The organism is Saccharibacillus sp. WB 17 (assembly GCF_008634075.2).
GTDB lineage: Bacteria > Bacillota > Bacilli > Paenibacillales > Paenibacillaceae > Saccharibacillus > Saccharibacillus brassicae.
The window spans coordinates 37,710-60,878 of the sequence record NZ_VPFK02000041.1; the positions used below are offsets into that span (position 1 = coordinate 37,710).

22 protein-coding genes are annotated in these 23,169 nt (G+C 59.5%); 5 read left to right on the forward strand and 17 right to left on the reverse strand.

The window, feature by feature from the left end; translation table 11 throughout:
- The first annotated feature begins 8 nt into the window (after nucleotides 1-8).
- Nucleotides 9-1,304, forward strand: coding sequence for an MFS transporter (locus FTE24_RS18395; RefSeq protein ID WP_150231044.1), 1,296 nt, complete (start codon nucleotides 9-11; stop codon nucleotides 1,302-1,304).
- 44 nt (nucleotides 1,305-1,348) lie between these two features.
- On the opposite strand, the gene FTE24_RS18400 is transcribed toward FTE24_RS18395, so the two are convergent.
- Nucleotides 1,349-2,410, reverse strand: a complete 1,062-nt coding sequence (locus FTE24_RS18400) for an ABC transporter ATP-binding protein (RefSeq protein ID WP_202111911.1) — start codon at nucleotides 2,408-2,410, stop codon at nucleotides 1,349-1,351.
- Between the two features lie 328 nt (nucleotides 2,411-2,738).
- Between FTE24_RS18400 and glsA the strand changes: the two genes are divergently transcribed.
- A complete protein-coding gene (gene glsA / locus FTE24_RS18405; RefSeq protein WP_141449286.1) occupies nucleotides 2,739-3,686 on the forward strand; it encodes a glutaminase A in 948 nt (315 codons plus the stop codon).
- A 355-nt stretch (nucleotides 3,687-4,041) separates the two neighbouring features.
- On the opposite strand, the gene FTE24_RS18410 is transcribed toward glsA, so the two are convergent.
- The gene (locus FTE24_RS18410; protein WP_150231046.1) at nucleotides 4,042-4,335 is read right to left on the reverse strand and encodes an antibiotic biosynthesis monooxygenase family protein; all 294 of its coding nucleotides are present in this window, start codon (nucleotides 4,333-4,335) and stop codon (nucleotides 4,042-4,044) included.
- A gap of 73 nt (nucleotides 4,336-4,408) precedes the next feature.
- A complete protein-coding gene (locus FTE24_RS18415; RefSeq protein ID WP_150231048.1) occupies nucleotides 4,409-5,452 on the reverse strand; it encodes an HD domain-containing protein in 1,044 nt (347 codons plus the stop codon).
- 203 nt (nucleotides 5,453-5,655) lie between these two features.
- Between FTE24_RS18415 and FTE24_RS18420 the strand changes: the two genes are divergently transcribed.
- Entirely contained in the window at nucleotides 5,656-6,279 is a 624-nt protein-coding gene (locus tag FTE24_RS18420) for a TVP38/TMEM64 family protein (RefSeq protein WP_150231050.1), read from the forward strand.
- Between the two features lie 127 nt (nucleotides 6,280-6,406).
- Nucleotides 6,407-6,754, forward strand: a complete 348-nt coding sequence (locus FTE24_RS18425) for a hypothetical protein (protein ID WP_150231052.1) — start codon at nucleotides 6,407-6,409, stop codon at nucleotides 6,752-6,754.
- A 170-nt stretch (nucleotides 6,755-6,924) separates the two neighbouring features.
- Here the strand turns inward: FTE24_RS18425 and FTE24_RS18430 are convergent, their stop codons facing one another.
- From FTE24_RS18430 to FTE24_RS18480, 11 genes are all read right to left on the reverse strand, one after another.
- Entirely contained in the window at nucleotides 6,925-7,185 is a 261-nt protein-coding gene (locus FTE24_RS18430; RefSeq protein ID WP_150231054.1) for an AbrB/MazE/SpoVT family DNA-binding domain-containing protein, read from the reverse strand.
- Between the two features lie 86 nt (nucleotides 7,186-7,271).
- Nucleotides 7,272-7,520 carry a hypothetical protein gene (locus FTE24_RS18435; protein WP_150231056.1) on the reverse strand — a complete coding sequence of 83 codons (249 nt, stop codon included), beginning with the start codon at nucleotides 7,518-7,520 and terminating at the stop codon, nucleotides 7,272-7,274.
- A 303-nt stretch (nucleotides 7,521-7,823) separates the two neighbouring features.
- The gene (locus FTE24_RS18440; protein WP_150231058.1) at nucleotides 7,824-8,285 is read right to left on the reverse strand and encodes a GNAT family N-acetyltransferase; all 462 of its coding nucleotides are present in this window, start codon (nucleotides 8,283-8,285) and stop codon (nucleotides 7,824-7,826) included.
- 194 nt (nucleotides 8,286-8,479) lie between these two features.
- Nucleotides 8,480-8,938 carry a hypothetical protein gene (locus FTE24_RS23075; RefSeq protein WP_202111912.1) on the reverse strand — a complete coding sequence of 153 codons (459 nt, stop codon included), beginning with the start codon at nucleotides 8,936-8,938 and terminating at the stop codon, nucleotides 8,480-8,482.
- Between the two features lie 165 nt (nucleotides 8,939-9,103).
- On the reverse strand, nucleotides 9,104-9,583 hold the full coding sequence (fur, locus tag FTE24_RS18450) for a ferric iron uptake transcriptional regulator (protein ID WP_141449279.1): 480 nt from the start codon (nucleotides 9,581-9,583) through the stop codon (nucleotides 9,104-9,106).
- Nucleotides 9,584-9,858: 275 nt separating this feature from the next.
- Nucleotides 9,859-11,388: an NAD(P)H-binding protein gene (locus tag FTE24_RS18455; protein ID WP_237401832.1), complete on the reverse strand. Its 1,530-nt coding sequence runs from the start codon at nucleotides 11,386-11,388 to the stop codon at nucleotides 9,859-9,861.
- A 207-nt stretch (nucleotides 11,389-11,595) separates the two neighbouring features.
- The gene (locus FTE24_RS18460; protein WP_150231060.1) at nucleotides 11,596-12,333 is read right to left on the reverse strand and encodes a metallophosphoesterase family protein; all 738 of its coding nucleotides are present in this window, start codon (nucleotides 12,331-12,333) and stop codon (nucleotides 11,596-11,598) included.
- 39 nt (nucleotides 12,334-12,372) lie between these two features.
- On the reverse strand, nucleotides 12,373-12,954 hold the full coding sequence (locus tag FTE24_RS18465) for a GNAT family N-acetyltransferase (protein ID WP_150231062.1): 582 nt from the start codon (nucleotides 12,952-12,954) through the stop codon (nucleotides 12,373-12,375).
- Complete coding sequence (locus tag FTE24_RS18470) at nucleotides 12,951-13,667, reverse strand: HD domain-containing protein (protein ID WP_150231064.1); 717 nt, start codon at nucleotides 13,665-13,667, stop codon at nucleotides 12,951-12,953. The genes FTE24_RS18465 and FTE24_RS18470 overlap by 4 nt, the downstream gene beginning before the upstream one ends.
- Nucleotides 13,668-13,688: 21 nt before the next feature.
- Nucleotides 13,689-16,304 (reverse strand): ATP-dependent chaperone ClpB, encoded by a 2,616-nt coding sequence (gene clpB, locus FTE24_RS18475; protein ID WP_150231066.1) that lies wholly within the window; start codon nucleotides 16,302-16,304, stop codon nucleotides 13,689-13,691.
- Nucleotides 16,305-16,316: 12 nt separating this feature from the next.
- Nucleotides 16,317-17,231, reverse strand: a complete 915-nt coding sequence (locus FTE24_RS18480; protein ID WP_150231068.1) for a DnaJ domain-containing protein — start codon at nucleotides 17,229-17,231, stop codon at nucleotides 16,317-16,319.
- 248 nt (nucleotides 17,232-17,479) lie between these two features.
- Between FTE24_RS18480 and FTE24_RS18485 the strand changes: the two genes are divergently transcribed.
- Nucleotides 17,480-18,511 carry a hypothetical protein gene (locus FTE24_RS18485; protein ID WP_150231070.1) on the forward strand — a complete coding sequence of 344 codons (1,032 nt, stop codon included), beginning with the start codon at nucleotides 17,480-17,482 and terminating at the stop codon, nucleotides 18,509-18,511.
- A gap of 157 nt (nucleotides 18,512-18,668) precedes the next feature.
- Here the strand turns inward: FTE24_RS18485 and FTE24_RS18490 are convergent, their stop codons facing one another.
- Genes FTE24_RS18490 through FTE24_RS18500 form a run of 3 tightly spaced genes read right to left on the reverse strand, consistent with a single transcriptional unit; the run spans nucleotide 18,669 to nucleotide 23,140 of the window.
- Complete coding sequence (locus tag FTE24_RS18490) at nucleotides 18,669-19,934, reverse strand: ABC transporter permease (RefSeq protein WP_150231073.1); 1,266 nt, start codon at nucleotides 19,932-19,934, stop codon at nucleotides 18,669-18,671.
- Nucleotides 19,927-20,634, reverse strand: a complete 708-nt coding sequence (locus tag FTE24_RS18495) for an ABC transporter ATP-binding protein (protein ID WP_150231075.1) — start codon at nucleotides 20,632-20,634, stop codon at nucleotides 19,927-19,929. Before FTE24_RS18495 ends, FTE24_RS18490 begins: the two co-directional genes overlap by 8 nt.
- Nucleotides 20,627-23,140 carry an HlyD family efflux transporter periplasmic adaptor subunit gene (locus FTE24_RS18500; RefSeq protein WP_160441829.1) on the reverse strand — a complete coding sequence of 838 codons (2,514 nt, stop codon included), beginning with the start codon at nucleotides 23,138-23,140 and terminating at the stop codon, nucleotides 20,627-20,629. The genes FTE24_RS18495 and FTE24_RS18500 overlap by 8 nt, the downstream gene beginning before the upstream one ends.
- Nucleotides 23,141-23,169: the final 29 nt, after the last annotated feature.

The following is a 23,169-nucleotide window of genomic DNA, read 5'->3' on the forward strand; positions in this document are numbered from 1 at the left end:
GTCCGCAATTGGAATCGCTCAGGCGCCTGACCGCCGGAATCGCCGGTTGGCCGCGCAACGTCAAATTGTTTTTTCTTGCCAATCTGCTGTACCAGATCGGCGGAGGCATGTTCTCCGTGCTGTACAATCTCTACATTCAGGGAATCGGCTACGGCGACGCGATGAATGGACGGGTCGTCAGTATTCAGTCGCTCGCGACGGCGTGCATCTTTATCCCGATCGGCCTGTTCGGCGACCGGCTTAGCCGCAAGATGCTGCTTGTGATCGGAGCGCTGTTCAGCGGCGTCGTGTTCGCGCTGCGCGCGTTTGCCGAAGCGGAACCGATGCTGCTGCTGCTCGCGGTCTGTTCCGGCGTGTTCGCGGCCTTCTTCCAGGTGCTGGCTATCCCGTTTTTGGCCGAAAACGTTAAAAAGTCGCAGCGGCTCGCTCTGTTCAGCGCTTATTCCTCGCTGATGCTCGCCGCGCAGGTGCTCGGCAGCATGGGCGGCGGCGTACTCGCCGACTGGCTCCAGCATACCGGCCTCCCGCGCGTCGAGAGTCTGCGATTCACGCTGTTCGTCGGCGGCGTCGCGACGCTTGCCGCTTTCGTGCCCATGCTGTTTATCCGCGAGAGCCGGCGGCAGTCCGAACCGCCCGCCACGTCGCCCGTTCCGGCCAAGCCGGGCGGCGGCGATGAGAACTCCGTGCCAAGCGAAGCGGGCGCGCGGACGCAGGATGCGGGAAGTTCGCGCATCATCTTCTGGTTCGTGCTCGCGCAGCTTCCGATCGGGCTCGGTTCCGGCCTCGTCGTGCCTTACCTGAACCTGTACTTCACGAACCGGTTCGGGGTATCGCTGACGACGATGAGCCTGCTGATCTCGCTGGGGCAGATCATGACGATCGTATCCATGCTGATCGGACCGACACTGTCGAGAAAAGTCGGGCCGGTCCGCGCCGTCGTCCTGTTCCAGATGCTGTCGCTTCCGTTCCTGCTGACGACCGGATTCACGAACATCGCGCTGGTCGCTTCGATCGCGTTCTTGTTCCGGCAGGCGCTGATGAATGCCGCCAACCCGATCCAGTCCGCCGTCATGGTCGACCGTATCCCGGACAGCAAGCGCAGCATCGCCAATTCGTTGACCCAGACCGCTTTCATGCTCGGTTGGGCCAGCATGGGACCGGTGCAGTCCTACCTCATTACGACATACGGCAATTACTGGGGCTACGCGATCACGTTCAGCATCACCGGCGTGCTGTATATCAGTGCCTCCATGCTGTATTACTTCAAGTTTCGCGACAAAAAAACAACGGCAAAAAAGGGATGAGACCGAATACTTTCGGCTTCATCCCTTTTTCTATTCGTCTATCTTTAAGCCTGAACCAGAACCGGCTTGTCGTACGTGTTATCGAGCTTGCGCTGACGGCGCAGGACCGCTTCGGGCGGCGTAACCGCCGGAGCGTCCGGATGCAGCAGCCAGGACTTGACGAAATGCGTGTCGGAGACCTGGAACATCGGAGGCTCTTTCTCGAAATCGATCTTCATGGCGTACGTGCTGCGCAGAGCGAACGCGTCGCCGATCGGCGGGTGCAGCAGATCGGGCGGCGTGCCCGGAATCGCGGTCAGCTTCTCTTCGCCGTTGCTGTCGAGCGCAGGCATCGAGGACAGCAGTCCCCAGGTGTACGGGTGGCGCGGATCGTAGAAGATCTCGGCAGCCGTGCCCATTTCCACGATTTGTCCGGCGTACATGACCGCTACGCGGTCCGCCATCTTGGCAACGACGCCGAGATCGTGGGTGATGAAGATGATAGCCGTACCGATCTTGGCCTGCAGATCCTTCATCAGTTCGAGGATCTGCGCCTGGATCGTCACGTCGAGCGCCGTCGTCGGTTCGTCGGCGATCAGCAGCTTCGGATTGGCGGCCAGCGCCATCGCGATGACGACGCGCTGACGCATACCGCCGGAAAATTCGTGCGGGTACTGGTCAAAGCGCTTTTCCGCGTTCGGAATGCCGACGAGGTTCAGCAGTTCCAGACCGCGTGCGCGGGCGTCCGATCCGGAAATCTTTTCATGCGTGAACAGCACTTCGGTGATCTGCTTGCCGACTTTCATCGTCGGGTTCAGCGAGGTCATCGGATCCTGGAAGATCATGCCGATCTCTTTGCCGCGCATTTTTTGCATTTGGCTTTGCGTTTTTTTGATCAGGTCCTGGCCTTCGAACATGATCTGTCCGCGTTTGTACTGTCCTTGCGGCTCAGGCACCAGCTTCATGATCGCCTGGGACGTTACGCTTTTGCCCGAACCGGATTCGCCAACAATCGCCAGCGTCTCGCCTTTGTTCAGATGGAAGTTGACGCCTCGGATTGCTTGAACTTCGCCGGCGCGCGTTCTGAATGAAATCGCCAAATCTTTAACTTCGAGAAGTTTCTCCATGATCTCCACTCCCTATAAAGCCCGTTCGCGAAGGAACGGGCGGTTTGTCGCTTTTCGCATATCGTTCATTGGGCGTCGTACGTCAGGGCGCATCCCGCTTTTCCGAACGTTTGGGCCTTATTCGCCGAACAATGTTCCGCGAAACCGTATATAATATTGTAACTGCTGAGCTAACTGGCAGTCAAGCAGACATTGGATGTCAGGTGTCTATGAGCGGAAGACTGCGGTATGATACGTACGACGGCTTGCGGTGCCCGGGGACGCTCCCGACATCCGACATTCAGAGTCGATAGGAACATCAACGACGACCTACAAGGAGGCTGCGTGCATGACGAACAAACAAGCGCGATTGGACGAAGTTCGGCAGTTTCTGCCGGAATGGCTGGAGCAGAGCCGGCAGGAAGCGGCTTTCGGCGAGGTGGCTTCGTACATCCCCGAACTGTCCAAAGCGCGCCGGGACGCGCTCGGGATTCACCTGCTCGACCTGAGCGGCAACTCCGCTTCGGCCGGAGACTGCGACACGACGTTTACGCTGCAAAGCATCTCCAAAGTGTTCACCCTCATTCTCGCCCTGATGGACAACGGCGAAGAAGCGGTGTTCGGGCGCGTCGGCATGGAGCCGACCGGCGACAACTTCAATTCGATGCTCAAGCTGGAACTCGTGCGGCCGGGCATCCCGTTCAATCCGCTGATCAATGCCGGGGCGATTACCGTCTCGTCCATGATCAAAGGCTCTTCGCCGGAAGAGAAATCCGCGCGTATTCTCGAATTTTTCCGCCGTCTGGCGGGCGGCAGCGAACTGCAGGTCAACGAAGCGGTCTACCGGTCCGAATACGAGACAGGCAACCTCAACCGCTCGATCAGTTATTTTCTCGTGGAAAACGGTGTGCTGGACGGAGGCGTCGAGAACGTGCTGTCCGTCTATTTCCGCCACTGCTCGATCGAAGCCACCTGCCGCGACCTCGCGCGCATGGCGCTCGTGCTGGCCGGCGACGGAACCGACCCGGTCAGCGGCGAAGAACTGATCCCGCGCCGCTACGTGCAGATTGCCAAGACGTTCATGATTACGTGCGGCATGTACAATGCTTCCGGCGAATTCGCGATCAAAGCGGGTCTTCCGGCCAAAAGCGGCGTGTCCGGCGGCATCCTCACGTTCGTGCCGGGCGCGCTCGGCATCGGCGTCGTCGGCCCCGCGCTGAATGCCAAAGGCAACAGCAGCGCCGGCGTGCATCTGCTCGAACGCCTGTCGCAGCGAATGGACTGGAGCTTGTTCTGAATCGGCCTTGCCCGCCCGTAAGGTCGGATCAGGCTGTCGAAAAAGTCTCGCCTTCCTGCCTGAGGCTGACCTGAAATCCACATTTTGCTGTTTGAACGGCTTGTTTGGCTGAAATGTTGACTTCCCATCCACTTTTTCTTCAAAATTCGCTTTTGGCAGGTCCAATCGAAGTAAAAAGCTGACTTCCAGTCAGCTTTTTGCTTTTTGAGCAGCTTTTTCGCATAAAATACTGACTTTTGATCCGGATCACGCGGTCAGGCACGCTGTGCGCCGGGACGTGGTTTCCGGACACGCCGAGCCCGCCGCTTCTTATTCAGGAGAAGGCAGACTTTTTCAGCGCTGCGGCTATTTTTCCTTATGGATAGACCCGCTCGAAATGTTCGACCGTCGGAAAAGGATCGTAGTAGTCGTGCAGCATTTTTTTCCATTCCTGATACTGCGCCGAACCGCGGAAACCTTCCGTATGATCTTCAAGCTTCTCCCAATGCACGAGCAGCAAATATTTGTGGTCGTCCTCAAGACATCTTTGCAATTCGTGTCCTTTGTACCCCGAAATCTGCCCGATATACACCGAAGCCGCGCGAAAATCACGCTCGAATTGTTCCGTACGTCCCGGCTTGACCTGCAGCATGGCCGCTTCCAAAATCATGATCGGTTACCTCCTTTGTTTTTAGGGAGTATAGCAGGTACCTGAAAATCCTCCTCCTGCCCGCTCTTATCGCTCATGCCCATTCTCCTTCCTCCCGCCAGAACACGGCGTAATCGCCGAGCAGTTCGCTTAGCCCGGCGATCCGCGCATAGGACGGCAGTTCGTCGGCCCGAAGTCCGCCCGCCACGCGAGGCATTGCCAGATACAGTTTGTTCAAGCGATGCGGATAAGCGCCTTCGGGCGCCGGCTCGCCCCGGCGGACGACCGCAAGTTCGTGCGGGCGCTCCAGCAGCCGCGCCGTCTCCGCGGCGGTCGCGGGATGCTGCCGAAGCACATGCAGCAGCCCTTCGTCGGCGAGGTCGCCAAGCCGATCCGGCAGCAGGCCGCCGGCTTCGATCAAGCGGAGCGTGAGCGCGCGCAGCACGGCGACCGGCCCGATATTGTCTGCCGAAGCGTGATACTCCGCTTCGTGCACAATCAACCGAAGCGTCAGCTCGGCGGTACCTTGGTCCGCTTCGAGGTACGAGGAGCCGGACAAGCGGTAGCCGCGCAGCAGCTCCGGAGCGGGTTTCGGCAGGATGCCGAACGAGGCGGCGCTGCGTACCCACGAATCCAGATGATCGGCATGCAGCACCCGTTCCCCGTTGCGCAGCGGATTGGGGCGCAGCCCTTGGATGAGGTCGAATACTTCGGTCGCATTGAGCCCGTCCAGCGCCTGCCGGATTTCCGGTGAATGCAATACTTCTTCGGAGCGCCGGTGATGGTCGAAGCCTCCGATCCCTTCCAGCGCATGGCTGAACGGCCCGTGGCCGACGTCGTGCAGCAGCGCCGCCGCCCGCAGTTCCGGCCAGTCCGGCGCAAAATGCGCGATCAGCGCGAACACGCCGAGCGTATGCTGAAGCCGCGACGACGTATGCTGCGTATGCAGCGCCGCCGGTCCCGCATGGCGTACGAAATGCAGCCGGCGCAGCGCGTTCGTGCGCAGCAGCTTCGTCTCCGCCGCGCTCGGCACGATCGCCGTGCCCCACAGCGGATCGCGCAGCGCGTTAGGTCCGGCCATTTGGCCGTAGGCTCCGCCCGGCCGCATTCCGCACTCAGATTCTTTTTCCCGTTTCATCGTTTCCCACTCTCCTTGTGCGTCGTGCTTCAAACCTGTCTTTTCCAAGTATATCCGTCCCCCGCTTCCCGGGCAAAACTAACGACGGCTCCCGTCCCCCACCTCCCGCTCGACTTCCCCGCCGTCCATCGCATACAATCGGAGTACGCAACCCGGGCGGGGCCATCTTGGCGCGCCCGGACGGAGAGGAGACGCGACGCCGCATGAAAAAATGGATCACGCTCGCCCTGTATGCCGCGGCGCTGCTGACGATTCTGGTCTACCGCCACGAATTGAACGGCCTGCTCGGAGACGTCTCGCTACCGGCCGGTGCCGGTTGGGCGCTTGCGTTTCTGTTCGCTTTTTTCCCCGTGCTGCCGTACAAGCTCGTGATCGGTTCGCTCGGCTTCCTGTACGGACCGCTTGTGGGCGCGCTGCTGGCCTGGCTGGCGGTGACGGCGGCTTCGCTGATGCAGTATACGCTTGCGCGGGTGTTTTTCCGGGAGCAGGGGCGCGCCGCACTGTCCAAATATTCGGGCCTTGAGCGGATCGGCCGGATGATGGAACGCCGCCCGTTTCCCGTCATTCTCGCCGCCCGCCTCGTGCCGCTGCTGCCGCAGGCGCTCGTCAACTTGTATCCCGCTTTTCTGAACATTCGGCCGGTCATCTACGTCACGGCTTCCGCGCTGGGCAAAATCCCGGCCATGCTCGTATTCGCTTTCGTCGGCCAGAACCTGTTCACCGACGTTCCTAGAACGCTTACGGTGCTGGGCCTGTACGCGGGCTTCCTGCTCGCCGTCTACGCGGCCTACCGCCCGTTTGCGCGCAGGCTTCAGGACCCCAAGTAAGGCAAGGGCAGGCGCAAAAAGCGCGGCACACGGCAGGACATAAGGCGTTTGCTTGAAGGCTTGGCGGGGTAAAAGGAAAGTACGCAGGCGAAGCGGGAAGCTTTGCCGGAAGAAAGGGTGACTCCAGATGGACAAACAGATCGAAGCTTTGAGCGAATGGCTGAAGGGCAAGTCGGGTCAAACGCTGCATATCGAGAAAAAAGAAAACGAAGATACCGATATCGTGCGGTTCGAGCTTGAAGAGATCGGCGAGCGTCCGCAGGACAATCCCGTCGACGATTACCTCGAACGCGCGCTGCTGCTGCGCGGAAGCGGCAGTATCGTCAACGGCGAAGGCGAGAGCGTGCCGCTGCCCGGCGATACGTACGAGATCGGAATCAACGAACTCGCGATCGGCAGCCAGAGCGGCGATCGCCTTGAACTGACGAACGACCGCGCGGCTTACGCGCTCAGCGTCGAAGCGCCGCAGTCCTGATCGCACGAAGACCGCGCGCCGGATCGAACGCATGCCAAAAAGAGGCTCCTCTTCGAGAGAGGGCCTCTTTTTGTGCCGCTGCGTACCTTACCCTTGCTCAAAAAGCCCGCCGTTCCCCGGAAGGAAGCGGCGGACTCTATGAGAAGCGCTGAAGCGCGATAAAGGAAAAATTACTTGGATTCCGTTTGGTACAGGTCGATCAATTCTTCGATAGCGGATTTGCTGACCATTTTGCCTTTGAAGTAGACGAGATCTTCGGCTTCGCCCGTGAAGATGCAAGTCGGTGCGTATTTTCTGAGAATAATGCGTTCGCCGTCTACGAAAATTTCCAGTCCGTCTTTGATATCGATACCCATTGTTCTGCGAAGTTCAATCGGAATGACTACCCGTCCAAGTTCGTCTACGCGTCTTACGATGCCTGTTGCTTTCATTGCTATAATTCCCCATTTCGATTAAAATGATAATTGTCGACAAAAGATCGTCGTTATTCGATATTATTCGACATATTGTGCTTGCTTCAACTGTACTCCTCTTTATATATCTTGTCAATATGGAAATTTATACTACGGTCAAGTTTTTTTAACTCTTCTACGCAAATAAAGCGAAGCGCCTGTTCTAGGCATTTCGCTTTTTTATTTTTCCCTGTTTCTTCAAAGTAACCCTTTTTAGGGTATCCATTTTTTATAATTATTTGGAAAAGGTTTTCGACATCGTTTGTCGGTACAATTTCGACAAAATCAACGCTTTCCGACGATCCGGCTCTCATTCGATCGACAATCCGTCGTCGAATCGGAAGCGCCGGAGCGGTACCGCACGAATCCGACCGGCGCGCCAGTCCGGAAGATCGCTCTATTCCGGCGATGACAGCAGCCCAAAAAAAGCCCGCCGCAGAAGTCCGGTATGGACTTCCGCGGCGGGCTGCAGTTCGTTATCGGTTCGGCAGAAGCCGGGCAGCGGTTACCGTTCTCGCCCTTGCGGCGCCTGACGGTAACGATCGAAGATCGCCCGGCACAGCCGAAGCGGAGCGAGATGCCGCAGCATAGGCTCGCGATGATCGGTCATGCACGGATCAGGAAACGTCCGTCTGCGCATCGAAGCCCGGGCGCAGCAGATGGACGGTCGATCCTCCGCGGCCGGAAGCGGCCGAGTCCGAACGGCCGGATTCGACGAATCCCAGGCTGTGGTAGAATTCGTAAATATCCGGCGTCTGATCGCCGACGTCGACCGCCAATTCGCCGCGCTGCGACACATGGTCAAGCAGCGCGTTCGCGACGCCCTGACCCTGGTAGTGCGGATGCACGACGAGCAGTTCGACTTTGGAATCTTTCATGGCGATAAATCCGGTCAATTCCCCGCCGAAGCGTCCGCGCACGGCATGCAGTTCGAGCCGCTCGAGAATTTCTTCCCGGAACAGGCGGGCATAGAACTGGATGTCGCTCGGGTCAAGGTCCGACAGCGTGCGGCGAACCGACAGCAGCCAAATTTCTGTTAACCGATCCTGATGTTCTTCCGTACAAGCAATAATTTGCATGTGTACACCCTCCTTTTTGGAAAAGCTGATCCAATCTTCTGCTTAACGACGACCGACAGTATCTTCCACCGAGTGGCAAGGGTTCTTCCGCGAAAGCTTCGAATCGACGATGAAGGGACGTTGGAGAATGATATTTGAACAAATATAACATAAAAAAAGGCTGCCGTCTTGTGATATTTCTCTCTAAGGCGCGTTCAGAAGCCGGATTGTTCCGGCTCCGGCGACGGGCGTCCGTCTTCCGGCTGCGAGTCCTGCGGCCGGCTGTCGCCTTGCCGTTCGGAACCGCCGTGCCGGCGGCCGCGTCCGTGCGCGTGGCCCCGGTGTCCACCCGATACGCGTCCGCCTTCTTCCGGCTTGTCGTGCAGCTCGAACGCCTGCACAAATTCCCGGATGATGCCGTCCACCGCTTTCAGTTCGCCTGCAATGACCGGACGGATGCTGTCGAACGCCTGCTCTTCGAGCTGCGCGGACAGCGTGTCGCGTCGCAGTTCCAGCCGCTCCAGAAAATGCAGCGCCCGTCCGCGGCGGAACGTCTGCGCGCCTTCGGAGCGGCCGCGCCGCCCGCTTTCTTTTTCCTGCGTACGGTCGGCGTCCAATTCGTTCGGATACCCATGCCCTTTTTTCGGAAAATCCGCTTCTTCCCCATCGCGCATCTTGATCCCCTCCTTCTCCCTGTATGCTTCTGTATACAAATGTATTCATTACCCTGCCGCTTGTCAATCTTTGCGCAGCAAAAAAGAGCCGGCATGCTGCCGACCCTTTTGCTCATGCTTGATCCGATTGCCTGCGGCGCCGCCCCGATGCTATACGTCACCCGTTTACGAAGCTGTCTCGCAGTGGCGGCGGCAATCGCCGTGTTTGCAGGACGAGAACGTACCGATAAAATCGAGCCGGTGATCCGACACGTTAAACCCGTATTCGCGCTTCACGCGCTGTTCCAGCTCCGTCAGCCAATCGTCCTTGATCTCTTCGACTTCGCCGCAGATCGAGCAGATCATATGATGGTGCATATGCTCGTGGTCTTTGCTGCGCAGGTCGAACCGGGCAACGCCGTCGCCGAAATTCATCTTCTCGACCAGATGAAGCTCCGTCAACAGTTCCAGCGTCCGGTATACCGTCGCCAGTCCGATTTCCGGAAAACGTTCCTTCACCCGCATATATACGTCCTCGGCGCTCATATGGTCACGCTCGTGTTCGAGCAGAACCCGCATCGTCGCTTCCCGTTGAACGGTCGATTTATACCCTTTTGCCATCATCTGCTGCTTCATCGATTTGAGTTGTTCTTCCACGCTGATCAATGGTCTCGAACCTCCTTTGAACTTCTGGCTGCCTGTTTGCAGTTGTGGCGACGTTCTGTTCGCCGTTTTAATTAGAATGATTATAATTTAATAATAACGCAAATGTTCGCAATGCGCAAAGATTTTTATCACAGGCCCGAAGCCGAAGCCGCAAAAAAGCGAACCGCCGGCACGGAAAATCTTTTCCGTATCGGCGATTCGCCCGTACCCGCTTGTTCAATAAACGTTAACAAACGTCCGTCGTCGTGCGGTCCTCTTTTTCCCGTGCCGTCAAATCAGCTTTCCGCCGAAGACGGCGTGCCGACCGAACCGCCCGCTTTTTTGGACGTGCTCGATCTGCCCAGTCTGCCTTTGCGTTCCAGATGTTTGCGGAACAGGTACATGACGGCCAGATGTAGCTTCGCCTGCGTGTATTTGTACAGGAACCACGGCATCGAAGGCATGTAGTCGTGAATCGCCACGACGCAGTCGCTCGATCCGGGGATCATCAGAAATTCCAGACGCCCGGAATGGCTGTCTTTGGAACTTGCGAACATGCCTCCCGTGATCCGGTAGACGGCGCGGTCTTCGCCGCTTTTGACCGGATCGTAGCTCAACTCAAGAATCGGACGGCTGAAGAAGCGGATATAGACCCGGCTTACGCCGTCTTCGCCTTGGGTAACCCGGATCAGCGGTCCCATCGCTTTGCCCAGCCATTGCAAATAATATTCGCCGGCCCACTGCGCGTCTTTGCCCTGCGGCAGCGTCACGCGCTGCACGGAGCGGACGTCGGATTTTTTGATGCTTTCCGACGTCGATTCCGACGATTCGCCGCTCGACGATTCGCTTTTTTGGCTTTCTTTTTCCGCTTTTTCTTCTTTTTTGCGTTTTTCTTCTTCAATCGATTCTTTGGCCGCTTCCTTGAACGTTTTTTGCCCGTAGCTGATGCCTTCCACTTTGTTCTCTTCATGGGCGACCATCGGGTGGATCAGGCTTTCGATCAGCGGATACGTCATCTCGCGCGGCTCGCGGGTAATCATCGTCACCCAGAACCGGGACAGATTGACCGTCAGCAGCGGAAGATCGATAAAGCGGCGCTTCACGCCCATCACTTCGGCCATCTGCTTCATCATTTCTTTGTAGCTCATGACGTCCGGACCGCCTACATCGACCGCGCGGCCTTTGACCGCTTCGTTGTTCACGCTGTTCTTCAGAGCATTCAGCACGTCGTCGAGCGCGATCGCATGGGTCAGCGTGCGCGTCCATGTCGGCAGCGTCATGATCGGGAGGCGTTCCACCAGTTTGTGCAGGATCGGGAACGACGAACCTTGCGGTCCGACGATCAATCCGGCGCGGATCGTCGTGACCGGCACGCCGGACGATTCGAGAATCTTCTGCACTTCCAGACGGCTGCGCAAATGGCGGGACAGTTTTTCTTCCGGCACGTCGTCAGGCAGGATCCCGCTGAGATAGACGATATGCTTGATGCCGTTTTTGCGCGCCGCGCGGGCGAAATGGTCGGCCAGGATCGCGTCCATATCTTCGAAGTTGCCCTGCGTCAGCTTGGCGGTCGGCATCATCGAATGGATCAGGTAAAAAGCGAAGTCCGCGCCCTGAAGACTTTCCAGCGCGTCGTCCATCGAATAAAAGTCGCAGCTTCTCCATTCCACATGCTCTTCGTCTTCCTTCGAGCCGCCGTGGCGGGAAAGGGCGATAACGTCATAGTCTTCCGTCAGTTTTTTCATCAGGTTCTGTCCGATATATCCGCTTGCCCCGGTTAAAATGACTTTTGGGCGTTCGTGTTCGGTCGTTGGCATTTGTTCCATGAGTGCGCACCTTCTTCGTCTGGGATTTTAGCCGGGATGAGTTCATACGCAGCCGTACGGTCGAACTTTCGAATGGAAGCGTGCGTTCGGCCGCCGTTTCTCTTCATTACCCTCCAGACGGAAAAAGAACCCGGCAAAGTCGGTTTCCGCGGCGGCGCAGTCTTCGCGCCGGTCCGCAGGCCGAAAGCCGGGTTCGGGATTCATTTGCTAGGCATGGCCCAGGCCGCGATAGCGCCCGGTACGCAGTTCCTGCACGTAGGGAGCCAGTTCCGGCATCTGCGCTTCTTCCGCCTGGCGGACCGCAAGTTCGATATCGTACGGCACGCGGGCAAAAGTGAGATCCAGCGTGCTTTTGCGCCGTTCTTCGCCCAGCTCGCCTTCGAGAATCGCGTACGACGCCTGCGTCACGTCGAGCGGATTGCCGACGCTGCCGGCGTTGAACAGCAGACCGCCTTCCATATGCTGCATGTAGGCGTTATGAATATCGCCGTAGCCCGCCACGTCCGCCCGGATCGGTTGAACGCTGACGTCGGACGGCTCGAACAGACTGAGCTTTGCGGCGTAGTCGTCCCACGGCTGGATACGTTCGAACACGCTGCGGGGCGAGGCATGGAACAGCCGCACGTAGCGGCCGCTCAGCCAAAACTCGATCGAAAACGGCAGCGAGCGCAAATAATCCAGCCGTTCTTGGCCGAGCAGCCGCTGATGCCAGCGCAGCGTGGCCGAATCGGTCGGATTGGGCAGAAATTCGTCCCAGTTGCCTTTGACCGTATGCCGGCAGCTCCGGCGAATCAGGTCCACGACCCGGTCCGAACTGGGACCTTTGCCGACCAGGTCGCCGAGGCAGTAAATTTCCGAGATGCCGCGGCTCTCGACGTCGCCGAGCACCGCTTCCAGTGCCGGAAGATTGCCGTGAAGGTCTGATAGAATCGCGATTTTCGTCATGGGGCATCCTCCGTTTATAATCTTTTGCTTGCGTAGGGTTCAATAATCGATGCCGCGCACTTTCGCGAACACCATTTCGTTTACGAGCGTGCCGTCTTCTTCGCGGCGCCAGCTGCGCAGCACGCCTTCGAGCGCAAATCCCGCGCGCCGCGCAACCGCCGCGCTGCGCACATTGCGCTCGTCGCACCGGATCTCGATCCGATTTGCATCGAGTCGCTCCGCCGCGAACGCCGTCACGCCGTTGACGGCTTCGGTCACAAGTCCCCGGCCGGCCAGCGAACTGCGGATCCAGTAGCCGATCTCGAAGCGGCGCGCGTTCCAGTCGAACCGGTGCAGGCCGCTTGCGCCGACGATCCGCCCGCTTTCCCGGTCGGTCATCAGCAGCATCAGGTCCGTTCGCGCGAGAAATTCCAGCCGTTTGCGGCGCATCAGCCGCTCCGTGTCTTCAGGCTCCGGCAGCACGCGGGCAAACGGCATAAACGGCTTCAGCTCCGCTTGGCTCTCGCGAATCGCTGCGTTCAGTTCCGCGCCGTCGCCGGAACGCGGCGCCCGCACGATCAGTCGCTCCGTCTCGAAGTATTCGGGCAGCTCCAGCATGATCGGATCGAAAGTATCGCTCATATCGGCTCCTCTCCGTCCAGCAGGTCCGCTCCGTTCCATTCCCGGTCGAACCGTTCCAGAAACTCTTCCATATAAGCGTGGCGGCTGTCGGCGATGCGCCGGCCGTAAGGCGTGTTGAGCCGGTCCTTCAATAGAAGCAGTTTTTCGTAAAAATGATTGATCGCCGTATCGTTGCCGCTGCGGTACTCTTCCGACGTCATGTTCTGGCGGACGGGCAGATTCGGATCATGCATCGGGCGCCCTTTTTTGCCGGAATAGACGAAAGTGCGCGCGATACCGATCGCTCCGATCGCATCGAGCCGATCCGCATCCTGCACGACCCGGCCTTCCAGCGTGCTCATCGGCCGGCCGGACCCGCCTTTGAACGACATCGTGGCGATGATCTCCATAACCCGGTCCGTGTCCGCTTCGGCGACGCCGTGCTCCGACATCCAGTGTGCCGTCTGCCGCATGCCGCTTTCGGGATCGGCGACCAGTTTCTCGTCCGCCAGATCGTGCAGCAGCGCGGCCAGTTCGCAGATGAACAGATCCGCCCCCTCGGCCGCGCCGATCCGCTTCGCAAGTTCGGTCACGCGGCGGATATGCCACCAGTCGTGTCCGCTGCCTTCGTGTTCCAGTTCCCTTTGCGCGAGCGCCGCGGCCGCTTCCAAAATGTCCGTCTGCCGATCAAGCGGCGTCTGAGCTTGCGTTTGCGCTTGCTGCGAATGTTCCATAGGCCATTCTCCTTTTCGGTGCTAATCTTTTTCGGCCGGCCGTACGTCGAGGCGCAGGGCGCCGTGTTCTTCGTCCACGAACAGGCGGTCTCCTTCTTGCACTTCGCCGGCGATCAGCGCCCGGGCGACGCGCGTTTCCAGCGTACGCTGCAGATAGCGCTTCAGCGGCCGCGCGCCGTAGACCGGATCGAAGCCTTCCCGCGCGATCAGCTGCACGGCCCGGTCGGACAATTCCAGCTCGATCCGGCGCTCCGCCAACCGCGCCCGCAGCTCCCCGGCCAATTTCAGCACGATCCGGCCGATCTCGCCCAGTCCGAGCGGACGGAACAGCACGACGTCGTCGACCCGGTTCAGGAACTCGGGGCGGAAATGGCCGCGCAGTTCTTGCATGACGCGGTCACGGGCGGCTGCCGAAATTTCTCCGCCTGTCTGCCCGCCGCCTGCGGCCTCGCCGGTCAGATCCACCGAACCGATATTCGACGTCATGATAACGATCGTATTTCTGAAATCGACGTTTCGTCCGCGCGAATCGGTCAACCGCCCGTCGTCGAGCAGCTGAAGCAGCAGGTTGAACACGTCGGGATGCGCTTTTTCCGCTTCGTCGAGCAGGATAACGGAATACGGCTGCCTCCGCACCGCTTCGGTGAGCTGGCCGCCTTCTTCGTAGCCGATATAGCCCGGCGGCGCGCCGATCAGGCGCGAGACGCTGTGCTTCTCCATGTACTCCGACATGTCGAGCCGGATCATGTTCTCTTCGCGGTCGAACAGCGCGGCCGACAGCGCCTTCGCAAGCTCGGTCTTGCCGACGCCGGTCGGGCCGAGGAACAGGAACGAGCCGATCGGCCGGTTCGGGTCTTTGATCCCGGCCCGGGCGCGCAGCACGGCGTCGGTCACGAGGCCGATCGCTTCGTCCTGCCCGACGACGCGCTCGCGCAGCAGGTCTTCCAGACGCAGCAGTTTCTCGCGCTCTCCTTCGACCAGCCGGCTGATCGGAATGCCGGTCCATTTCGAGACGATGTCCGAAATTTCCGCTTCCGTGACCGCTTCGCGCAGCATCCGCTTTTCGCCGCCGCGCTGCGCTTCTTGTTCGGCCTGCTTCAATTCCCGTTCCAGACCGGGAATGATGCCGTAGCTCAGTTCCGCCGATTTGTCGAGATCGTACGCTTCCTGCGCTTCTTCCAGATCTTTGCGCGCTTTCTCCAGCTTGCGCTGCAGTTCGCGCACGCTTTCGATCGTCGCTTTTTCCATTTCCCAGCGTTCTTTCATGCCCAGATGCTTTTCCCGGAGATCCGCCAGTTCCCGCCGCAGCTTCTCCAGGCGGCGCACGCTGGCAGGGTCCGTCTCTTTGCGCAGCGCTGCTTCTTCAATCTCGGCCTGCATCATGCGGCGCGTCACTTCGTCCAGCTCGCCCGGCATGGAATCGATCTCCGTCCGGATCATGGCGCACGCTTCGTCGACGAGGTCGATCGCTTTGTCCGGCAGAAACCGGTCGGAGATGTAACGGTCCGACAGCACGCCGGCCGCCACGAGGGCGCTGTCATGAATTTTGACGCCGTGATGCACTTCGAAGCGCTCGCGCAGCCCGCGCAGGATCGAGATCGTGTCTTCCACGCCCGGTTCGCCGACCCGCACCTGCTGGAACCGCCGCTCAAGCGCCGGGTCCTGCTCGATATGCTCGCGATATTCGTCAAGCGTCGTCGCGCCGATGCAGTGCAGTTCGCCCCGGGCCAGCATCGGCTTGAGCATATTGCCCGCATCCATCGCGCCTTCGGATTTGCCGGCGCCGACGATCGTGTGCACTTCGTCGATGAACAGGATGATCCGCCCGTCGGCCTGCTTGATCTCCCGCAGCACGGCCTGCAGCCGCTCTTCGAATTCGCCCCGGTACTTGGCGCCCGCCACGAGCGAACTCATATCGAGCGAGAAGATCGTCTTGTCCTTGAGCCCTTCCGGCACGTCGCGCCTGACGATCCGGTGCGCCAATCCTTCCACGATCGCCGTTTTGCCGACGCCGGGTTCGCCGATCAGCACCGGGTTGTTTTTCGTTTTGCGCGACAGGATCCGAATGACCCGCCGGATCTCGGCGTCGCGCCCGATTACCGGATCGATCCGGCCGGCCCGCACTTCCGATACCAGATCGCGGCCGTATTTCTCCAGCGCTTCGTAAGTGTCTTCCGGCTCGCGGCCGGTCACCCGCTGGCTGCCGCGAATGTCTTTGAGCACGCCGAGCGTCTTGTCGCGCGTCATGCCTTCGGCGCGCAGCAGCTCGCCGATGCCTCCGCGCCGATCGCGGTCGAAAGCGAGCACGGCGTGCTCTACCGCCGTATATTCGTCGCGCATGCGTTCCGCTTCCAGCTGCGCCTGATCCAGCACCGCCAGCAGGTCGGCCGAGAAATAAGGCTGCACGCCGCCGCTGACCCGGGCTTTGCGCCGCAGCAGAAGTTCCGCGTCTTCAAGCGCCTTGCCCTGCGAAATGTCCATCCGCTGCAGCAATCTCGGCAGCAGGCCGCCGTCTTGCAGAAGCAGCGCCTTGAACAGATGCGGCGTATCGATCTCCTGATGGCCGCCCGCCGCCGCAAGAGATTGCGCGGAGGAGAGCGCTTCTTCCAATTTTTGCGTCAACCGGTTAAAATCCATCGTCCTGCCTCCTTATCGGGACCCGCGCTTGCCGAGTCCCGGCCGAAACGCGGACAGGCTCTCCAGGCGGCGGTACAATTCTTCTTCCGCCTGCGTCGGTTCGGGCACCGTAATTTCGATTTCCGCGAAAAAGTCGCCGTACGTGCCGTCCGCTTTTTGCAGCCCGCGGCGCGGAATGCGCAGCCTTCTTCCGGCGGCGATGCCGCGGGGCAGATTCAGGTTCACCGCGGCCCCGTCCGGCAGCTCGATCCGGGCCTGTCCGCCGAGCGCGGCCTGCCAGGGCGCGATGCGCAGCGAGGCGACGAGATCTTCCCCTTCCAGCGTATACAGCGGATGTGCGGCAATCTTCAGCGCGATGCGCAGTTCTTCGCCGGGAGCCAGGCCATTGCTGCCGCTGCCGGTCATGCGGATCGTGTTGCCGCTGCGCGAACGTTCGGGCAGCCGCAGGCCTATCGTTTTGCCGCCGAGCTTGATCCGGACCGTCTCGCCGCGGTAAGCCTGTTCCAGCGTCACTTCGAGCGTGGACGATTCCGGCGGGCGGGAACCGGCCTCTCCCATTCTCGTGCCGAAGCCGCCGACCCGCTCGTTGAAGAACATATCGAACATATCTTCATGTTGAAGATCGTTGATCCAGTCATAGGAGCCTCCGCCGAAGCCGGCTCCCTGGGAGCCGTACGTCCCCGTTCCGCCGCGCGAAGGACCGTTTCCGCCCGGACGCAGCCGGGAAGCGTCGTATTCGCGGCGCTTGTCTTCGCTGCCGAGCACTTCGTAGGCGGCGGCGATTTCTTTGAAGCGAGTTTCGGCCCCCGCCGCTTTGTTCACGTCGGGATGCCATTGTTTCGCCAGTTTTTGATACGCTTTCTTGATTTCCGACTGGGAGGCGTTCGCTGCGACTCCGAGTGCGTTATAATGGTCTTTGCCTGGCATGAATTTCCTCCCCCTTATGGGCCGGGCTGTCTACCCTCGTTCTTCTATATTTACCCGTTCTCTTTCATTTTATAGGAGCCGGCGGGGTTACGCATCTTTTTGCGTACAATGCGGTCGATTAACCTTCGTTTTTCGGGGCTTTTGTAAAAATCAGGTTTCGTTTTCGGTCAAAGGTTTAATTAGATGGGGAACAAATTCGCTTGCCGACACCCAGACTTTGAACATCACGACATAAGGAGGAGTTCTTATTGAGTACATATAGGCATATAGGAACCAAAAAATGGATAGCCGCCACACTGGCTTTCGGCGTTGCGTTCGGAGGAACATGGATCGCGCCCGACCTCGGATCGACCGCCCACGCGGCTTCCGCCCAGCCGGCCGGCTGGAACACCGCAGAGCGAACGGCGCTCGCGAAGACGCTGGCCATGGCCGACAAAGCCGCGGACGACTTCTACAGCGACCCCGGCAACGCGCGCTACCTGGCGGTCCGAACGGCTTCGGACAAAGCACGCGCCCTGCTGCTTGACGCAAACCCTTCACCCTCCAAGCTTAACGCCTCCCGCTCGGCCCTCGATTCCGCTCTTACTGCCTACATCGAAGATTATATTCGCGATTTCTCCATTCTCGAACGACAAACTTTCCAGACGGCCCGAATGCTCAGCGCTTCGACCGGTACGGCTCCGGGCATGTATCCGCAGGAAGCGGCCGACGCGATGATGGTCGTGATCGCCGAAGCGCAGGCAGTGGCGTACGATCCCAACTCGAGTGTGGAGCAGTTCCGCGAAGCCTATCGCAAATATATCGAAGGCTGGGCCGTTCTGCGTGACCGCATGAACGTCGATCGCGGCGAACGGTTGGCCGTGCTGAATGCCCAGCGGCAGGCGGCCGAACAATCGGCGCTCGGAGCGGCAGGCAGTCGTGACGTGGAAAAATGGCTGAACGATTTCCGCTCGCAGGCGAACGAAATGGAATCCGCCCTGGTCAACTCTTCGGGCGTGCTGTCTATGGAAGCGGCAGCGCGGAACGTGCAAACAGCCTACGACTGTCTCGTCGAAGGCGTGCAGCTGGATGTTGAATTGAACGAAGCGCGCAAGCTGCTCGATTCGCCCAAAGGCATTCGCTCGGGTCAATATCCGAGCTCGGCCGTGGGCGAACTGCGCAAGGCGATCAACAAGCATGCGCTGACCTTGTCGAGAACGTCGACGCAGGCGCAGCTGCAGGACGCCCGAAGTTCGCTGGTTCAAGCGGTGGCGCAGTTCCACTCGACGCTGAATCCTTAAATTCTTGAATAGGCCATACACACCAAAAAGACACCGGGAACGGTGTCTTTTTGGTGTGCGGCGCGACGCCGGATCGGCGATGTGCCATAAGGTATCCCCTTCGGGATTCGACCTTCTCTTATTCAATTCTCTTGTTCGATTCTCTTGTTCGCTTCGCTTATTCGTGACGCAGCGCGTCGATCGGATTGAGCTTGGCCGCTTTGTTCGCCGGATAATAACCGAAGAAAATGCCGATAAACATCGAGAACAGGACGCTGCCCGCCAGCACATAAGGCGAAAACGTAAATGACGCTCCCAGCAGCCTGGAACCGACCATGCCAAGTCCCACGCCTGTCGCGATGCCGATCAGTCCTCCCGTCACGCACAGCATGATCGCTTCGGCCACGAACTGCGTCCGAATATGTGCATCCCGGGCTCCGAGCGCTTTGCGAATGCCGATTTCGTGCGTGCGCTCCGTGACGGACACGAGCATGATATTCATGACGCCGATCCCGCCAACGACGAGCGCGATGCCGGCCACCGCCGCCAATGCGATCGATAACGTGCCCAGCACCTTATTGCTTGATTCCAATTCCGCTTTCATGTTGTACGCATACGATTCCCAGTTTTTATTTTTCTCGTACTGCTTGCTCAGGTAGCTGCCGATCTTCTCCGTAAAAACGGTCGGATCGATATCGGCGCGAGGAACGATCGTCAACGAAGTGAATCCTTTGTACGGCGAATCTTTTTTGGCGGTGCTTACCGGAATATAGCCGCTCGTCTCCAGGTCTTTCTCGGACGTCATGGCTCCGCTTCCCCCCATGCCGGGCGTCTCCACGTAGGCATAGATGCCGATGACGACAAAAGCTTTGATCGCTTTGTCGGTATAGACGATCAGCGTTTGGCCGATCGCCGCTTCATTCGATCCGTACAGCGCTTTGGCGCTTCGATCGGAGATGACGATCACGCTGCGGGTGCCTTTGACGTCGGTGTCGCTGACGTAGCGCCCCAGCGTCATTTTGATTTTGTTCGTTTTGGCGTAGCCGGGATTTACGCCCGTCAGCGACACGTTGCTGAATTTGCGTCCGAGCTTGGCTTTGCCGCGCCCCGCTTCTTCGGACAAAGAGACCGTCTCGATCTCGGGAAAACGGCTGGTCATCGCGGCGATCTGCTCGTTGGAGATCCGGTCCGTGTCTTTGGGCACTTTCGCCGCCGCGCCGTCCGACGCTTCGCTCATGTCGCTCGAACGCATTTGCAGGCCGAGCGACACGTTGTTGACGCCCATTTCCGCGAATTGACTCGTGACGGAAGAGGTCATCGCATTGCCGACGGAAATGACGGCGATGACGGACGCGATACCGATAATGATGCCGAGCATCGTGAGAAAAGAGCGCATTTTGTTCGCCCGCAGGCTCTCCAGCGACAGCAGCAGGTTCTCAATCATGCAGCAGTCCTCCCGTGTTCGATCCGGCTTGGTCGGAAATGATCCGTCCGTCTTTGAGCGTCACGACGCGCGGACACAGTTCGGCCAGTTCGACGGAGTGCGTAATAAAGAGCAGCGTCTTTTTTTCTTCCCGGTGGATCTTCAGGAAAATTTCCATGACCCGATTGCCCGTTTTGGAATCCAGGGCACCGGTCGGTTCGTCGGCCAGGATAAGATCGGGATTGTTGGCGAGCGCCCTTGCGATCGCGACCCGCTGCTTCTGGCCGCCGGACAGCTCGTTCGGCTGGTGGTCCATCCGCTCGCCCATATCCATCATCTCCAGCAGTTCCCGGGCGCGGCGCGTACGCTCGGACGGTTTGATGCCGGCATAGATCATGGGCAGCGCCACGTTTTTGAGCGCGCTGTTGCGCGGGATCAAGTTGAACGATTGAAAGACAAAGCCGATCTGCCGGCTGCGAATCCGCGCGAGTTCGTCGCGGTTCATCTGCTGGATCGGCGTGCCGCCCAGCTCGTATTCGCCGCTGCTCGGCTGGTCGAGCGCCCCGATGATATTCATCAGCGTCGATTTGCCGGAACCGGATTGGCCGACGATCGCCACGAACTCGCCTGCGGCGATGCTCAGATTGATCCCGTCGAGTACCGTAATCTCGTTTGGCGTGCCGGCAAAGTACCGTTTGACCAGGTTGCGGATCTCAATCATTCGCGGCGGCCTCCCCGGACGCTCCAGGCATCGCCGGCATCGGAGCGGCGGCATCCTGCGCGGACGACAACACCTTCATGCCCGGTGCGAGCTTCGGCGATTCGATTTCGGTTACGATATCGTTCTGAATGCCCGTCGTGACCGGCATTTCCTGCAGGGTGCCGTTCTCTAACACGTAGACCGAACTTCCGCTGTCTCCGATCTTCACGGCATCCAGCGGGACGGAAAAGACGTCTTTTTTCTGTTCAAGCGCAATCGTCATTCGGGCGCTCGTCCCGATCCGGATACGGGGATCGGCTTTGGCGATGTCCACTTTGGCCGCGAACTGCACCGCCGTGTTCGCAGCGGGCGCCGCAGCGGCCGTTCCCGTCGTTTCGGCCGCGCCGCCGCTCTTTACCGCCGCTGCGCCGACATAGACGACCTTGCTCGGGAACGATTCGTCTCCCGTCGCTTCCGTCTGCACGACGGCCGACTGTCCGACTTTCAGGGAACCGATGTCCGCTTCGCTGATCGCAGCCGATACGGTCAATTTCGTTTTGTCTTCGATCGTAAACAGCAGTCCTGCGGCAAATTGATCGACCGCTGCGTTTTTGTAAGTGACCGTGCCGGAGATCGGCGCGGTAATCACGGTATCCGCCAGCTGTTTTTTCAACTTTTGCAGACCGATCTGCTGCAGGCCGATATTGACCTCCGCCGCTTCGTCCGTTTTGGATTCGGCGATTTCCTGGCTTAACTGCGTGCTTTTGTAGCTGTTTTGCGCGCGCTCGAGCGCTGCCGCGGCCGTAGCGAACGCATCGCTTTGGTTTTTCAGCGCGCTTTCGTAACCGATTTTCGATTTTTCCAACGCTTCCCGGGAAGCGGCCCATGCCTCGTTGGCCGTATTGACCGCGCCCGTGTAGGACTGCTTGGCCCGATCCAGCGTGTCGCGCGCCGTCGTCAGCGATTCCCCGGAACTTGCGACCGCGTTGTCGTACGCCTGCTGCGCTTTTTCCAGCGTATCCTGCGCCGTGACGAGCGCCTGCGACGCTCCTTCAAGCGCTGTACCGTACGCCTGTTTGCTTTTCTCCAGCGTATCTTCGGCGGTCAAGAGCGCTTCCTGCGCCGAGTTCCAGACGGTGTCGAACGATTGTTTCGCTTTTTCCCACGTATCTTTGGCGGTGATCCGGGCATCCGCGGCGCTTTTGAGCGCCGCGTCGTAAGCGACCTGCGCACGATCCACGTTCTGCTTGGCCTGTTCCAGCGCTTCCGCCGAACTCGCGACCGCCTGCTTGTAGTCCAGATTGGAACTCGTGACCGCTTCCTGGGCCGTCCGGATGCCGTCTTTTTGCGCCTGATAAGCGGCGGCCAGCGCCGCCTGTCTGTCGCTCACAGCCGAACTGGCTTGATCGGCCGCGCTTTTGAGCGCCGGATCGCCGGCCGGAACGGTCGCGCTTTTGCTTGCTTCGTACGCGGCCGAGGCGCTGCGGTAATCGCGCTCCGCGTTTTGCAGGGCGAGCGAAGCTTGCGTAATTTGCCCGTTCGAGCCGGACTGCGCTTGATTCAACGCTTCGACGGCGCTGTTATAGCGGTTCAGCGAAGACTGTTCGCTCAGCGGCTTGCCGGCTTGTAGTTGGGCGTACTTATTGGCGGCGTTCGTCAGTTCCGTTTTGGCGGTTTTGACCGCCGCCGTGTTTTCGGGCAGCAGCTGCGATTCTTTGTACGCCCGCTCCGCGATGTCCAGGTCTTTTTTGGAAGCCTGCACGGTCGGGGTAAAATAACCCTGGGCGGCCAACTGGTTGTAGGCGCGCTGGGCGACGTCCAGTTCTTTTTTCGCGGACCAGACCGTCGTGCCGCCCGAGCCGCTTTTCGATTGCGCCGCCAGATTTTCATATTGTTTTTTGGCAATATCCAGCTCTTTTTGAGCCGAAACGACCGTGGTGTTTGACCGGTTTTGCTGCTGGGCCGACAACAGATCGTACTGCCGCTGCGCAACTTCCAGATCTTTTTCGGCCGATGCCAAAGCGCCGCCCGACCGGCCCTGCGCCTGGCTGCGGCTGAGGGCCAGCTGCCGCTCCGCCGTTTCCACGTCCGCGCGAGCCGATACGACCGCCGTGCTCGGCTGCTTCTCCGCGTAGAGTTTGGCTTCGTCGTACTGCCGCTGCGCCGTCTTCACTTCAAGCGCAGCGGCATCCACACTCCCCTTGGCGGTCGCGATCGCGTTTTTGTTGTCGGTCCCCGCGCTTTTGAGCGCTTCGCGTGCGGTCTTCAGATTCAGTTCGGCCGATTGGATGTCCAGAATAAGATCGGCTGTCGCAAGCGACGCCAGCTTCTGGCCGGCTTTGACCGTATCGCCTTCCTTAACCAGCACTTCCATCAATTTGAGTGAAGAAGGCGCATAAATATTTCGGCTGTTCTGGCTCTGGACCGTGCCCGATACGAGCAGCGAACGGGTCACTTCCCCTTTTTGCAATTCGGTCGTCTGCAAATTTTGCAAATCCGGTCCGGCGTTCGGTTTGGCGCTCAACATGGAAGACCAGATCCACCAAGCCGCAATTC